General features: G+C 60.3%; 12 protein-coding genes. 7 read left to right on the top strand and 5 right to left on the bottom strand.

The annotated features are described in order from the left end of the window. The first annotated feature begins 120 nt into the window (after positions 1 to 120). The 5 genes from GWQ29_RS07800 to aroG all read left to right on the top strand — a co-directional run bounded on the left by GWQ29_RS07800 (position 121) and on the right by aroG (position 5,946). Complete coding sequence (locus GWQ29_RS07800) at positions 121 to 873, top strand: electron transfer flavoprotein subunit beta/FixA family protein (protein ID WP_165484258.1); 753 nt, start codon at positions 121 to 123, stop codon at positions 871 to 873. A 94-nt stretch (positions 874 to 967) separates the two neighbouring features. Next, on the top strand, positions 968 to 1,897 hold the full coding sequence (locus GWQ29_RS07795; protein ID WP_169045998.1) for an FAD-binding protein: 930 nt from the start codon (positions 968 to 970) through the stop codon (positions 1,895 to 1,897). A gap of 224 nt (positions 1,898 to 2,121) precedes the next feature. Continuing rightward, on the top strand, positions 2,122 to 3,210 hold the full coding sequence (gene serC / locus GWQ29_RS07790; protein ID WP_275919147.1) for a 3-phosphoserine/phosphohydroxythreonine transaminase: 1,089 nt from the start codon (positions 2,122 to 2,124) through the stop codon (positions 3,208 to 3,210). Between the two features lie 170 nt (positions 3,211 to 3,380). Beyond that, complete coding sequence (gene aroA / locus GWQ29_RS07785; protein WP_058394033.1) at positions 3,381 to 4,664, top strand: 3-phosphoshikimate 1-carboxyvinyltransferase; 1,284 nt, start codon at positions 3,381 to 3,383, stop codon at positions 4,662 to 4,664. Between the two features lie 226 nt (positions 4,665 to 4,890). Beyond that, a complete protein-coding gene (aroG, locus tag GWQ29_RS07780; protein WP_111587736.1) occupies positions 4,891 to 5,946 on the top strand; it encodes a 3-deoxy-7-phosphoheptulonate synthase AroG in 1,056 nt (351 codons plus the stop codon). A 93-nt stretch (positions 5,947 to 6,039) separates the two neighbouring features. Here aroG and GWQ29_RS07775 read toward each other — a convergent pair whose 3' ends face one another. Further along, positions 6,040 to 7,635: a methyl-accepting chemotaxis protein gene (locus GWQ29_RS07775; RefSeq protein WP_275919146.1), complete on the bottom strand. Its 1,596-nt coding sequence runs from the start codon at positions 7,633 to 7,635 to the stop codon at positions 6,040 to 6,042. Positions 7,636 to 7,897: 262 nt separating this feature from the next. Between GWQ29_RS07775 and hutW the strand changes: the two genes are divergently transcribed. Continuing rightward, positions 7,898 to 9,265, top strand: coding sequence for a heme anaerobic degradation radical SAM methyltransferase ChuW/HutW (gene hutW / locus GWQ29_RS07770; RefSeq protein ID WP_275919145.1), 1,368 nt, complete (start codon positions 7,898 to 7,900; stop codon positions 9,263 to 9,265). Between the two features lie 65 nt (positions 9,266 to 9,330). Here hutW and xseA read toward each other — a convergent pair whose 3' ends face one another. Then, positions 9,331 to 10,701 carry an exodeoxyribonuclease VII large subunit gene (gene xseA / locus GWQ29_RS07765; RefSeq protein WP_275919144.1) on the bottom strand — a complete coding sequence of 457 codons (1,371 nt, stop codon included), beginning with the start codon at positions 10,699 to 10,701 and terminating at the stop codon, positions 9,331 to 9,333. Between the two features lie 315 nt (positions 10,702 to 11,016). Here xseA and GWQ29_RS07760 point away from each other — a divergent pair, with 315 nt between their 5' ends. Then, entirely contained in the window at positions 11,017 to 11,568 is a 552-nt protein-coding gene (locus GWQ29_RS07760; protein ID WP_275919143.1) for a cytochrome b, read from the top strand. A gap of 290 nt (positions 11,569 to 11,858) precedes the next feature. Here the strand turns inward: GWQ29_RS07760 and GWQ29_RS07755 are convergent, their stop codons facing one another. From GWQ29_RS07755 to GWQ29_RS07745, 3 genes are read right to left on the bottom strand one after another with little or no spacing between them, the layout of a single operon-like run. Continuing rightward, positions 11,859 to 12,281, bottom strand: a complete 423-nt coding sequence (locus GWQ29_RS07755) for a biopolymer transporter ExbD (RefSeq protein WP_275919142.1) — start codon at positions 12,279 to 12,281, stop codon at positions 11,859 to 11,861. Further along, positions 12,281 to 13,033: a MotA/TolQ/ExbB proton channel family protein gene (locus GWQ29_RS07750; RefSeq protein WP_275919141.1), complete on the bottom strand. Its 753-nt coding sequence runs from the start codon at positions 13,031 to 13,033 to the stop codon at positions 12,281 to 12,283. Before GWQ29_RS07750 ends, GWQ29_RS07755 begins: the two co-directional genes overlap by 1 nt. Before the next feature lie 2 nt (positions 13,034 to 13,035). Further along, the gene (locus tag GWQ29_RS07745; RefSeq protein WP_275919221.1) at positions 13,036 to 13,794 is read right to left on the bottom strand and encodes an energy transducer TonB; all 759 of its coding nucleotides are present in this window, start codon (positions 13,792 to 13,794) and stop codon (positions 13,036 to 13,038) included. Positions 13,795 to 14,029: the final 235 nt, after the last annotated feature.

The following is a 14,029-nucleotide window of genomic DNA, read 5'->3' as shown; positions in this document are numbered from 1 at the left end:
TCTGCGCTCGACTTGGCCTAGGGTAGTGCTGGTAGTTTACGTAAACGTAAAGCAATTGTAAGCAAAAAAATGCGAGGGTTCGTCAATGGATTCACTCAAGAAAAGCGAGGGATACGCGTCATGAAGCTGCTGGTCGCGATCAAACGGGTAGTCGACTACAACGTCAAGATCCGGGTGAAGGGAGACGGCTCCAACGTGGAGCTTGCCAATGTGAAGATGGGTATCAACCCGTTCTGTGAAATCGCGGTGGAGGAAGGTGTTCGGCTGCGGGAAGCCGGTATCGCAAGCGAGCTGGTGGTGGTGACCTTCGGACCTGAGGCGGCCGCCGAGCAGTTGCGCCATGCCCTGGCACTGGGGGCGGATCGGGCCCTTCACTATGTGACCGATGAGACGCTCACTCCGCTGACGGTTGCTCGCGCCCTGCAAAAGGTGTGTGAGCAGGAGCAGCCATCACTGGTGCTGCTCGGCAAGCAGTCCATCGATTCTGACAACAACCAGGTGGGCCAGATGCTCTCGGCCCTCACCGACTGGCCGCTGGCCACCTTCGCCTCCGCCATCAAGCTGGTGGAGGGGGAGTTGCAGGTGACCCGCGAAATCGACGGCGGCCTGGAGACCCTCGGCATGCCGTTGCCTGCCGTGGTGACGGTGGATCTGCGCCTGAACGAGCCCCGCTTTGCATCGCTTCCCAACATCATGAAAGCCAAGCGCAAGCCACTGGAGAGTGCCCCCTTCGCGACCCTTGGCGTCGAACCCGCCGGCCACACCCGGCTGCTCGGTGTGATGGCGCCAGCCGTGCGCAGTGCCGGCATCAAGGTCGGCTCTGTGGACGAGTTGCTGGATAAACTCAGGAACGAAGCCAAGGTGCTGCCATGAGCATTCTGGTCATGATGGAACATATTGGGTGTCGCCCCCTGGCTGGGATAAGGGCTGGCGTGGTGGAAAGAGTCGCGAACGATAAGGTGCAGCCATGAGCGTACTGGTTATTGCTGAACATCATCAGGGCAAGCTTGCCGACAATGTGGCCCAACTGGTCACGGCAGCGGGCCAGCTCGGCGGCGAGGTGCATCTGTTGCTGCTGGGCCAGGGACTGACCGAGGCGGGCGAACAGGCCGCCAGCCTGCAAGGAGTGGACAGGGTGCTGCTGGCCGAGCATCCCATGTTGGCGGAAGGGTTGAACGACGGCGTCGATCCCCTGCTGTCTGATATTGCACGGGACTATCAGCACTGCCTGATGGCGGCGAGTACCCAGGGCAAGGATATGTTGCCCAGGGTGGCGGCACGGCTCGGGATGGAGATGCTCTCCGAGGTGATCGGCATAGAGAGTGGCGATACCTTCCTGCGCCCCATCTATGCGGGCAACGCCATTGCTAGGGTAGCGAGCTCGGCGCCCATCAAGGTGCTTACCATCAGGCCGACCGCCTTTGCCAAAGCCGAGTTCGGGACTGGGCAGGCTGCGGTTGAGCGGCTGCCGGTGGCCGATGTGGCATGTCGTATCCGTTTGGTCGAGCGCCGCGCCGTGTTGTCCGTCAGGCCGGAACTCGCGGCAGCGCGGGTCGTGGTCTCCGGCGGACGGGCCCTTGGCTCCAAGGCGCAGTTTGCCCTCATAGAAGCGCTGGCCGACAAGCTGGGCGGGGCGGTGGGGGCCTCGCGCGCCGCCGTTGATGCCGGTTTTGTGGCCAACGATCTGCAGGTGGGTCAGACCGGCAAGGTGGTCGCTCCCGAGCTCTATATTGCAGTCGGCATCTCGGGGGCCATCCAGCATCTGGCGGGCATGAAGGAGTCGAGGGTGATAGTGGCCATCAACAAGGACAGCGAGGCCCCCATTTTCCAGGTGGCTGACTACGGTCTGGTGGGGGATCTGTTCACCCTGCTGCCCGAGCTCACCGCCAAACTCTGATCTTGTCTGCAACGGGGGCTTGCTGCTTTGGATGTGTGCAAAGCCCCATTTCCATGCACATTCCCCGCAAGCCCTGACCCGTTCAGGGCTTTTTAGATGGCAGCCCGACTTGACCCGGGTGACAAAAGCTTGAGCCAGCTCCCAAAAAGCCTTTGATCCCGGGGCGGCTCTTGTGTAAAACCAGACAAGTCATCGATTACTCTCATCCACTCACGGAAAGCGTCATGAGCAAACAGATTTACAACTTCTGCGCCGGCCCAGCCATGTTGCCGGTTGAAGTCATGGAGCGCGCCCAGCGCGAATTTTGTAATTTTCAGGGGCTGGGAGCCTCGGTCATGGAGCTGTCCCATCGCGGCAAGCCTTATATGGCGGTTGCCGAGAAGGCCGAAGCCGATCTGCGCGACTTGCTGGCGGTGCCGGACAACTACAAGGTGCTCTTCATGCACGGTGGTGGTCGCGGCCAGTTTTCCGCCGTGCCCATGAATCTGCTGGGAGGCGCGAACAAGAAGGCTGACTTCCTGCTGACCGGTGTCTGGTCCCAGAGTGCAGTGGATGAAGCCCGCAAGTATGGTGATATCCAGACGGTACAAGGGGTTGCCAAGAACGAGCAGGGGATCTCCCATTTGCTGCAGAGCCCGGCGTTTCGCGCCGATGCAACCTATGTGCACTACTGCCCGAACGAAACCATTGATGGCATAGAGATGTTCGACATCCCGGCCACCGGCGATGTGCCCCTGGTCGCCGATCTCTCCTCCACCATCCTCTCCCGTCCCATGGATGTGAGCCGTTTTGGGGTCATCTACGCCGGAGCCCAGAAGAACATAGGCCCGTCAGGGCTGGCCATCGCCATCGTACGTGACGATCTGCTGAACCAGGCGAGAGCCGACGTGCCCTCAATTTTTGACTACCAGCTCACTGCCAAGAACGACTCCATGTTCAATACCCCGCCCACCTATGCCTGGTATCTGGCCGGTCTGGTGTTCGAGTGGCTGAAAGAACAGGGTGGGCTCGAGGCGATGGCCGCGCGCAACAAGGCGAAGGCCGATTTCCTCTACGGCTACCTCGACGACTCCAGCTTCTACGGCAACAAGGTGGATGTCAGCTGCCGTTCCCGCATGAACATACCTTTCCAGCTGAAAAATGACGCCCTGGACAAGCAGTTCCTGGCCGAGTCCGAAGCCGCCGGTCTGTTGGCCCTGAAAGGGCACCGCATCGTCGGTGGCATGCGCGCCAGCCTCTATAACGCCATGCCACTGGAAGGGGTCAAGGCCCTGGTGAGCTTTATGGATGGCTTTGCCAAGCGCCACGGCTGAGGCGTTTTCCCCAATTGCAGGCGCCGGGGACTCCCCGGCGTCTGTTTTTTCAGTGGATCCTGATCGGCCGCGAGTCTGGCCCGCTTTTGTGCCACGCGCGGTCTTGCCGAGCAAGGCGCGGGCTGCTAACGTCCGGTCAGGTGATTTAATTGAGATAGTACAGGAAGTCTATGAATTCGTTGCGTTTGGAACCCATTTCTCGTGTGGCCGGTGAGGTCAATCTGCCCGGCTCCAAGAGCGTGTCCAATCGGGCTCTGTTGCTGGCGGCCCTTGCCCGTGGCACCACCCGGCTGACCAATCTGCTCGACAGCGATGATATTCGTCATATGCTGGCGGCGCTGACCCAGCTCGGGGTCAAGTACAAGCTTTCCGCCGACAAGACAGAGTGCACAGTGCACGGTCTGGGTCGCAGCTTTGCGGTATCGGCACCGGTCAACCTGTTCCTCGGCAATGCCGGTACTGCCATGCGTCCCCTCTGTGCGGCCCTGTGTCTGGGATCCGGTGAATACATGCTGGGCGGTGAACCCAGGATGGAGGAGCGTCCCATCGGCCATCTGGTGGATGCCTTGCGTGAAGCGGGCGCCCATATCCAGTACCTGAAAAAAGATGGCTACCCGCCGCTGGTGGTGGATGCCAAGGGGCTCTGGGGCGGTGACGTACACGTCGATGGATCCGTCTCCAGCCAGTTCCTGACGGCGTTTTTGATGGCGGCGCCCATGGCGGCCGGTGATACCCGTATCCACATCAAGGGGGAGCTGGTCTCCAAGCCCTACATCGACATCACGTTGCACATCATGAAACAGTTCGGTGTGGTCATCGAGCACGACAACTACAAGCTGTTCTACATCAAGGGCAACCAGAGTTATGTCAGTCCGGGTGACTTCCTGGTGGAAGGGGACGCTTCCAGCGCCTCTTACTTCCTCGCGGCAGGTGCCATCAAGGGCAAGGTGCGGGTGACCGGCATCGGCAAGCACAGCATTCAGGGTGATATCCACTTCGCCGACGTGCTGGAGAAGATGGGTGCCCGCATCACCTGGGGTGACGACTTCATCGAGGCGGAGCAAGGCCCGCTGCACGGCGTCGACATGGACATGAACCATATTCCGGATGCGGCCATGACCATAGCGGTCGCGGCACTGTTTGCCGAGGGGCCCACCTCCATTCGCAACATCTACAACTGGCGGGTGAAGGAGACGGATCGTCTGCACGCCATGGCCACCGAGCTGCGCAAGCTGGGTGTGGAGGTGGAGGAGGGACATGACTTCATCACCGTGACCCCGCCGACCCAGCTCAAGCACGCCGAGATCGACACCTACAACGATCACCGCATCGCCATGTGCTTCTCCCTGGTGGCGCTGTCCGATACCGCCGTCACCATCAATGATCCGGGTTGTACTTCCAAAACCTTCCCGGATTACTTCGACAAGCTTGCCGACATCAGTCAGGCTGTTTGATCCCTTGAGGCCCGCCTTTGCGCGGGCTTTTTTTCAGGGATCTCTTCACACAAGGCATTTGGCCTTTTCGTCCGGCTTTGAGACAGTGCATTAGCAGCATTATCCAAACTTGCAAGACACATTCAGAAAATTCCTTGATGGATGATGTAATTTTCTATTTACACCGTCTCTGCTGCGGGCTAGATTGAAGTTTCTTTATCGCAGTCATCTAGCAGGAAGCCTTGTCATGCAGCATCAAACCGACGACGTTCGTATCAGTGAAATCAAAGAGTTATTACCCCCGGTTGCGGTGCTCGAGAAGTTTCCGGCCACCGAAACAGCTTCATCTACCGTGTTTGAATCCCGTCAGGCCATTCACCGGATCCTGACCGGCGAAGATCCGCGTCTGCTGGTGGTGATAGGTCCCTGCTCCATCCACGATCCGGTTGCGGCACTAGAATATGGCAAGCGTCTCAAGACCTTGCGTGACGAGCTCAAGGGCCAGCTGGAAATCGTGATGCGAGTCTACTTCGAGAAGCCCCGCACCACAGTGGGCTGGAAGGGGCTGATCAACGACCCTTACCTCGACAACACCTGCAAGATCAACGACGGCCTGCGCATCGGTCGCAAGCTGCTGCTGGATCTCAATGACATGGGGCTGCCGACCGCCTCCGAATTCCTCGACATGATCACCCCGCAATACGTGGCAGATCTGATGAGCTGGGGTGCCATCGGTGCCCGTACTACCGAATCCCAGGTGCACCGTGAGCTGGCCTCCGGTCTCTCCTGCCCGGTGGGTTTCAAGAATGGCACCGACGGCACCATCAAGGTGGCCATCGATGCCATCGGTGCCGCCAGCGCGCCGCACCACTTCCTGTCGGTCACCAAGTATGGCCACTCCGCCATCGTCGCCACCCGGGGCAACCCGGATTGCCACATCATTCTGCGCGGTGGCCGCGAGCCAAACTACAGCGCCGCCCATGTTGACGAGGTAGTGAAGGGGCTGGACAAGGCCGGTCTGCCGCAAAAGGTGATGATCGACTTCAGCCACGCCAACAGCAGCAAGCAGTTCAAGAACCAGATGCTGGTGGCCGAAGATGTGGCCGGTCAGCTGCGTGCCGGCAGCAAAGCTGTGTTTGGCGTCATGGTGGAGAGCCATCTGGTGGAAGGCCGTCAGGATCTGGTGGAAGGGTGCGAGCTCACCGTCGGCCAGAGCATCACGGATGCCTGCATCGGCTGGGCCGATACCGAAGTCCTGCTGCGCAATCTGGCGGATGCGGTGGCTACCCGCAACGCAGGCTGATCTGTGCCCGCCCGCGGCTGGCCCCGCAGGCAAACAGCAAGAAACTAAAAAGCGCGACCTCATGGTCGCGCTTTTGCTGAGTACAGCTGTGTCTTACCAGCGGTACGTCTTGAGCAACTGATCCAGCTTCTTGCACTGTTCTACCAGCTGGATACTGGCGAGATTGGCGGCGTGGGCCTGACCCAGGGTGTCGTTGGAGGTGTTGCGAATGTCGCTCACCGAGCTGTCCACTTCGCTGCAAACCCTGTCCTGCTCCTCGGCAGATTGCGCCATCTGGGCGTTGAGGTCGTTGATGCTGGCGATGCGGCCAATGATGTTCTGCATGGCGGCCAGGGTGGCTTCCGTCTTGTGAATGCTTTCATCTGCCTTGGATTTTGCATCCCCGATCACCTCAACGGCGCTCTGTGCCTCTTTTTGCAGCGCGGCAATCATCTGGGAGATCTCTTCGCTGGCGGCGCGACTGCGGTTGGAGAGGGCCCGCACTTCGTCGGCGACCACCGCAAAACCGCGTCCCTGTTCACCGGCGCGAGCAGCCTCGATGGCGGCATTCAGCGCCAGCAAGTTGGTCTGATCCGCTATGCCCTTGATCACCTCCAGCACACCGTCGACGGCCAGACAGCGGCTGTCGAGCTGCTGGATCACCCGGTCGACCCGCTCAATTTCGGCTGACATCTCCCCCATGTCGGTGATGGAGTGCTGGGCGAGGCGGCTGGTGTTGGCGGCATCCTGGTTGGTGAGGGCGGAGAGCTCGGCACTGTGGCGGGCATGCTCGCGTACCTCGTGGGAGCTGGCGGCCAATTCGCTGACGGCGGCGGCGACCTGGGTCGTCATGCCCTCCTGCTGGCGGGCCGATCCTTCGGTCTGGGTGGCGACCTGGCGGATCTGGTTTGACTCCTGATAGAGCTGCTGAGTCGCGTGCTCCACCTCCTGCAGGCTGTGGCGAAAACCTTGCACCATGTCACTGACGGCGCGGGTCATCTGGCCCAGCTCATCCTGGCTCGGATTGAGCAGGGGGAGGGAGAGATCCCGCTCCTTGGCCATGCGGGTCATGGTCAGTTGCAGGTGGCGCACAGGTCGCTTGATGTAGTGTTGCAGCACCCAGGCCAGCAGCCCGAAACCGAGCCCGAACACCACCACCAGGCTGCCGCTCAGGATCAGGTTGTTATGGCGGATCTCGCCAAAGGTGTGGCTGAGATCGTAACTGATCCGCACGGCCCCCATGACGGTGCCTTCCGGTACCTGATGGCAGGTGGTGCATTGGGTGCCGCGATACTCTTTGAAAGCCTTGAAGGGTTTGATCAGGGTGAGCTGGTTGCCCTGCTGCTCGAGAATGGTCTCTCCCTGAACTATGGCTCTTTCATCCAGGCTGTCCTGTACCTTCTGATCCGGGTGGCCGGGTCCGAACAGATCGCTCACGGCGGGGGCGCGGATCAGACGAGCCTCGACTATCCCTGCCTCGCTCTTGAGTTTGGTCTGCACAATTTGTCGGTTGGCCATGCCGCCAGTCATCATGAGAACGTTGAGTTGATCCATGTAGGTGTTGGCAGCACTGTCGACTTTTTCACCGGCCAGCCTGATGGCAAGATCTCGCTGCAACCAGGCGGAGAGTTCGAAACTGAGGGCGAAGGTACAGCCGATGACCAGGGTGAGAGGGAGAAAAATTTTCCAGTTTAGTGACAGGTTTTGCATAGTTAGCTGGTCCATGCGCAGGTGGGCGATCGTCAATGGTGGGCGACTCTCCCCACGCTCGCTCGTCAGGGAGGGGGAGATGGTTCTCTATCGGCACACCCTACCTCATCTTGAGTAAATTATCTGTTAACTGGATCCATGATAGAGGTTAATAGTGAGTAGCAAAGGTGAGTTGGATGAGATTGGTTTGATCCAGCACAAACTGAGTATTAATTGATAGTGGTTATCATTTGCATTATTTCCATGCGGTAACCAGCCAGCGATGACATTACACCTGACCCCGACCATGACCGGACTCTCTACGCCGGATCCTCTCAAGTTTGCCTTCAGCGCCAAAACCTCTGCCCACGCCAGCCGGGGCGGCATTCGTCCCTTTTCCCTCGACGATGCAGGCTGGCAAGCCTGGTGGCAGCAAGGGAGCCAGGCCGATGAGCGTGCGCTTTACATCCATGTTCCGTTTTGCCGAAAGCGCTGCAGCTTCTGCAATTTCTTCGAAAATGGCGTCAATCCGGCGCGCATGAGCCGCTATATGGCCGCCTTGTGCGACAGCCTGAACCGGGCAGCGGATACTCCCTTGGCCCAAAGCAGACCCTTTTCGGCTGTCTATGTGGGGGGTGGCACGCCGACCGACATGGCACTCGAGGATCTGGCGAGGCTGGCCAGGGCGATTCAACGCTTTCCACTGACCCTGGATGCCGAGGTGACCCTGGAAGGGCGCCTCAACGGTTTTGATGATGACAAGTGGCAGATAGCGCTGGAGGGGGGCTTCAACCGCTTCTCGTTCGGGGTACAGAGTTTTGACACCCGGGTGCGCCAGCAGGCGGCCCGCTTCGATGACAGGCAGACCCTGCTGGCCCGTCTCGGCGAGCTGACCCAAGATGATGCGGCCGTAATAGTGGCGGATCTCATCTTCGGTCTGCCGGGTCAGGATGATGCCGTGTGGCGCCAGGATATTGCGGATGTGATGGCAAGCGGGGTACAGGGCGTGGATCTCTATCAGCTCATCCCCATGGCGGGTACCAACCTCGAGCGGGCCGAGGCGAGCGGCAAACTGGGCTGGGCGGCCGATGGTCAGCAACGGGCCGCCATGTATGCCTACGGTGCCCAGACGCTGGAGCAGGGCGGCTGGCAGCGGCTCTCCTGCAGCCACTGGCGGCGCAATGAGGCCGAGCAGAGCCGCTACAACCAGATGGCCAAGCGCGGTGCCGAGATCCTTCCCTTCGGGGCGGGGGCCGGAGGCAGCGTGCATGGCCATGGCCTCATGTATGGCCGGGATCTGGCCCTCTGGCACGAGGCGCTGGCTGGCGGTGTGCGAGCGCCAGGCATGGTGATGGGGCAGAACCCCAATGCGCTCACGGACGGCCTGCTGCGCGGTGCCCTCGACAGCGGCAGGTTGGCGTTGGATCGCCTGCCCGCGCCGCTGAGGGCCCATCTGCTGCCGCTCTTTCAGGCTTGGCAGTTGCACGGGCTGGCGGCGCTGACGGAGGACAAGCTTGTGTTGACCCTGGCGGGGCGTTTCTGGAACGTCAATCTGCAGGCGGGCTTGTTCGAGTACTTGCAACTCAATCCGCTGGCGGGATCTGATGCGGTGCCGGCTCCTGCCGACATGGTGCGCCACTCACTGGTGTGACGGACAGGCGTCAACGAAAGGGAAGGGGATGAAACGGGGGCGCTGCAAAGCGCCCCCGTGTTCAGTTATCGGTTGTGCACTTCTTCTACCCGTACCTGCAAGTGCCCTTCCGCCAGCGTGGTGACCAGAGTTTGCCCGGCGTTCACCTGAGCCGCGCGGTTGATCACGTCGCCGCTCTGGGTGCGGGTGATGGAGTAACCGCGCCCCAGGGTGGCGAGCGGGCTTACGCCGTCGAGGCGGGCAGTCAGCATGGCGAGGCGATGGCTGGCCTGATCCTGGCGCTTGGCGATCAGTGCATGCAGTCGCTCTTGCGCCAGTTGGTGGCGGCGCTTGCCAGCGGCCAGCAGCCGCTCCGGGCTTTTGGCCTGCAGGCGAAGTTCGAGGTTGGCGAGACGCCGCTCCCCCTGATGCAGCCGCTGGTTCAGCAGTTGCTGCAAGCGGGCGGAGAGCTCGTCGAGACGTTGGGATTGCTGCTCCAGTCGGCGTTTGGGATCCTGATGGTCGAGCCGCTTTTGCAGCAGCACAAAGCCGTGGCGGGCTGCGGTTTGGTGGCGATTTATCGCCTGCACCAGCCGCTGCCAGAGGTGGGCGAGGCGCTGGGCGCGAGCGCTTTGATCCGGTGCCACCAGTTCGGCGGCAGCCGATGGTGTGGGGGCGCGAAGATCAGCGGCAAAGTCGCTGATGGTGACATCTACCTCATGGCCCACAGCGCTGATCACCGGAATGGCAGAGTTGGCGATGGCGCGCGCTACCACCTCTTCGTTGAAGCACCAGAGATCTTCCAATGAGCCGCCGCCACGACCGACGATCAGCACGTCCACCTCGGCGCGGCGGTTGGCCAAGGCAATGGCCGCGACGATCTGGCTGATGGCGGCGCTGCCCTGCACCTGGGTCGGGTAGATGAAGACGGGGAGATCCGGTGCGCGGCGCTTGAGCACGGTCAGCATGTCGTGGAGGGCGGCGCCGGTGGCGGAGGTAACCAGCCCCACGGCGCGCGGTTCGCGAGGTAACGGCCGTTTGCGGCCCTCGTCAAACAATCCTTCTGCCCCTAGCCGGCGCTTGAGCTCTTCAAAGCGCAGGGCCAGCACGCCGTCGCCAGCGGGTTGCATCGATTCGATGATCAGCTGATAGTCGCCGCGGGGCTCATAAAGGGAGACCCTCGCCTGCACCAGCACCTGCATGCCATCCTGCGGGCGAAACGCCACCCGGCGGTTGTTACCCTTGAACATGGCGCAGCGTACCTGGGCGCCCAGATCTTTTAGCGAGAAGTACCAGTGGCCCGAGCTTGGCATCGCCAGATTGGAGAGCTCCCCCGTCAGCCACACCAGCCCCAGATCCTGCTCCAGGATCATGCGCACGGCGCTGTTGAGGCGGGTGACGGTAAAGACCTGCTGCTCGCGGCCGTTCGCCGCACTTGATGGGGTATATCGGTTCAATGGCGCACCTCTGGTCTGCTCCGGCTGCGCCGGGATAAAACGATGGCCGCTATCTTAACCCGAAACGGGGGGCGGGAGCGAAGGATGGCAGTGGTGACATGTCTTTGCAAAGAGAGGGGTCATCTGCCAAGAGCAAGCGGCAGAAGAGCAAGATTGGAAACGCGCTTGGCCATGGGGGCGAGTAGTATGTTTTCCGGCAAGATTGCCAGCGACCGCAGCAGCTGTACATCTTGCGGTATCGTCTCGATGCCACTGATATCTGCAACACCACCGGCTGTGGCTGCGTGTGATCAACAACCCTGTTTGGAGTAGCTCATGAATTGCTCGATCCCGTTAAGTTTGACGACCCGTTTGCTGCACTGGTCGGTTGCCTTGCTGATGATTGGCTTGACCCTGCTGGGTTATTTGATGGTGAAATTTGAAATATGGGATCTCTACGCCCTGCATAAATCTCTGGGGGTCATTGCACTGCTATTGATCCTGCCACGCGCCATTATCCGTCTTGGCAAAGGGTGGCCGACGCCAGTTCGCCAATATCCCGCTTACGAGGCATTGGCTGCCAAGGCGATCCATTGGGGATTGCTTGTTTCGACCCTGCTTATTCCGGTTTCGGGTCTCTGCTATTCCGGCGCGGCCGGGCGTGGTGTTGCCCTGTTTGGCTGGTTTATTATCCCGATGAATCCAGATCTCAATGAGCCAGACAATGTGATCCCATACAGTGAATCCATTCGGGATATTGCCCATGCCGTCCATGTTTACTTGCCCTATATCATGCTGGCCCTGTTGCTGGTGCATATTGTCGGGGCGTTAAAACATCACCTGCTGGATAAAGACCTTACCTTGCTGCGAATGCTTGGCCGGAAATAACCGGTTCGATGGGGGTTGGTTCGCGGGAAATATCAGGTGGTCGGGTGTGCAGCGGCAAAGAGGAGGGCAAGGGTTGTTGTTACTGGCTTGGTGTTGTTGAGATGGGGGGGGATGGCAAAGACCCGCGGCTCACGGCCTGTCGCCATACTGGATAGGGTATATGGGTTCAATGGCATATCTGTTGTCTGCCCTGGCTGCGCCGGGATAAGACGATGGCCGCTGTCTTAACCCGGCGCGCGGCAGGAGCCGCTATCTGGCCCCTGCTTCTGACATGACCCTCCTCTGTCCCCTCACTTGCCGTCAGGCTGACTGACAAAGGCAATCTTGTGCAATCCATGCTGGGACGCCTGCGCCATCACCCTGGCTATGATGCCGTACTCGACCCGCTTGTCGATGCGCAGCTGGATCTCGGGCAGCTCCCCCTCGGCCTTGCCGGCAGTCTCCATCTGGGCGAGCAGGGCGGCCTCATCGACCTCCTTGTCGTTCCAGTAGATCTTGCCGGTGCCATCGATGGCGAGGGTGATGTCCTCCTTCTCCGGCTGATTGAGCAGGCTGCTGGCCTCCGGCAGCTCGAGCTTGACCGCATTGGTGAGCAGGGGGGCCGTGATCATGAAGACGATGAGCAGCACCAGCATGACGTCGATCATGGGGATCATGTTGATCTCGGAGAGGGGCTGATCGTCTCCGTCGTCCGACAATTTGCCAAATGCCATTACCCGTGCCCCTTCTTGGCTTCCCGCTCGGTCAGCTGGGTCACGTTGGAGGGGGCCTGCTCAAAGCCCGTCACCAGCAGGGCAAACAGGTCGTAGGCAAAGGCCTCGAGCGCGGCTAGCTTGAGGCGATTGCGCCGTACAAAGAAGTTGTAGATCAGCACAGCCGGCAGGGCGACAGCGAGGCCAAATCCCGTCATGATCAGGGCTTCACCCACGGGGCCTGCCACCTTGTCCAGGCTGCTCTGGCCTGCCGCACCTATGGCCAGCAACGCATGATAGATACCCCAGACGGTACCGAACAGCCCGATAAAGGGGGCTGCCGAACCTACCGAGGCGAGGAAGGCCAGGCCCCGTTCCAGCCGTACCCGCTCATGGGTAATGGCCTGGCGCAGTGCTCGCAGTAAAAACTCATCCGGTGAACCCAGCTTGAGCGACACAGCCCGTTCATCGGCCCGGTTCAGCAGCGTTACCGCAGCCAGCGCCGCACTGGTCACTCTGCCATAAGCCTCCTGCGGCGGGAGATGGGCCAGCTGGCGCTCCATATCCTGCACGCTTTCGTGCTGCCAGAAGCGGGTCACGAATTGTGCGTTGAGGCGGCGCTCGCGTTGACCCAGCACTATTTTCAGCAGGGTGTAATAACAGGTGCCGAGGGACATCAATACCAGCAAAATGAATGGCAGCAGCCCCACGCCGGTATTTTGACTGAGCAGATGGGCGACGCCCATCCCGTTGTTTGCAATTTCCTGATCCATATTCAAGCCCTTAATTTAAAAATGATGGTGACCTTTGCCCAGCCCTCGACGGCCGCATTGTTTTGTTTGGCGGGAATAAAGCGCCAGCGACTGACGGTCCGGCGTGCCGTCATATCCAGCCGACGATAACCGCTGCTTTTATCTACTTCTACCGAGGAGGCGGTGCCATCGGCTGCCACCCGTACCTTCAGGATGACGCGCCCCTCCTCACCCCTTCTTCTGGATTCATAGGGGTAGGGTGGCTCAGGGTTGTTCAACCGCGGATCACGAGCGATGGGTGCGCTGCTGCCAGCCCCGCTGCCGCTCTGTTGGGACTTGACCGGCGCACTGCCACTGTCGCCTTGTGGGGCATTGGCAGCCGCCGGCGTGGCGGAGGCCGAGGGCGCCGCGACCGGTTCTGCCTTGGCAATTGGAGTGGCCTTGGGGGTTGGCGGTCTGGGTACTCTGGGGGCCGGTTTGGGAATGGGCTTGCTGGCCGGTTTTTGAACTGCCTGCTTTTGGGCGGGTATCGGTTTTTTTACGACAGCTTGAGCTGGGATTGCCGCCGCTGCCGCTTTGGCCGGTGAGTCATTGACGCTGGCATCGCCGACCCAGCGGGCAGACAGGGTCAGCGGCAGGGGGGGAGTGATGGCTGCGGGGCGGTTTTCATATATCAGCCACAAAACAGCCAGGTGCAAGACGACAGTGATGGCAAGGCAACACAGGCGGACCGAACCAGGGTTGTCAGCGGTCAGCGCTGGCCTCGGATTACAAGCCTCCATCACTTCTCTATCCTCCGGATATTGATACTCAAAAGTGTGCGTTAAGCCCTGAAAGCAGGCTCCAATGGCGGCAGCATGCCCCATACTCAGCACCTCAAACAATAACTATTATCAATCGCGTTTTAATCATGTGGTGCACGTTTCAGCGTCGATCAGGTGGCCTGTTCAGAGCGAATGCTGGAATAAAAGGACGCGAGAGGGGTCAGGTGAAATTATAAAATAAATTAAACCCCTC

It is taken from the genome of Aeromonas sp. 2HA2 (assembly GCF_029237345.1).
Classification (GTDB): domain Bacteria; phylum Pseudomonadota; class Gammaproteobacteria; order Enterobacterales; family Aeromonadaceae; genus Aeromonas; species Aeromonas salmonicida.
The sequence above is the reverse complement of the archived record's forward strand: the minus strand, read 5'-3'. Positions and strand labels throughout refer to the sequence as shown.

Coding starts and splice junctions, on each gene's coding strand:
- GWQ29_RS07750 (WP_275919141.1), bottom strand. CDS start 13,033: ATGGATCAGGAAATTGCAAACAACGGGATGGGCGTCGCCCATCTGCTC.
- GWQ29_RS07775 (WP_275919146.1), bottom strand. CDS start 7,635: ATGCAAAACCTGTCACTAAACTGGAAAATTTTTCTCCCTCTCACCCTG.
- GWQ29_RS07755 (WP_275919142.1), bottom strand. CDS start 12,281: ATGGCATTTGGCAAATTGTCGGACGACGGAGACGATCAGCCCCTCTCC.
- GWQ29_RS07795 (WP_169045998.1), top strand. CDS start 968: ATGAGCGTACTGGTTATTGCTGAACATCATCAGGGCAAGCTTGCCGAC.
- GWQ29_RS07800 (WP_165484258.1), top strand. CDS start 121: ATGAAGCTGCTGGTCGCGATCAAACGGGTAGTCGACTACAACGTCAAG.
- GWQ29_RS07760 (WP_275919143.1), top strand. CDS start 11,017: ATGAATTGCTCGATCCCGTTAAGTTTGACGACCCGTTTGCTGCACTGG.
- aroA (WP_058394033.1), top strand. CDS start 3,381: ATGAATTCGTTGCGTTTGGAACCCATTTCTCGTGTGGCCGGTGAGGTC.
- GWQ29_RS07745 (WP_275919221.1), bottom strand. CDS start 13,794: ATGGAGGCTTGTAATCCGAGGCCAGCGCTGACCGCTGACAACCCTGGT.
- aroG (WP_111587736.1), top strand. CDS start 4,891: ATGCAGCATCAAACCGACGACGTTCGTATCAGTGAAATCAAAGAGTTA.
- hutW (WP_275919145.1), top strand. CDS start 7,898: ATGACATTACACCTGACCCCGACCATGACCGGACTCTCTACGCCGGAT.
- serC (WP_275919147.1), top strand. CDS start 2,122: ATGAGCAAACAGATTTACAACTTCTGCGCCGGCCCAGCCATGTTGCCG.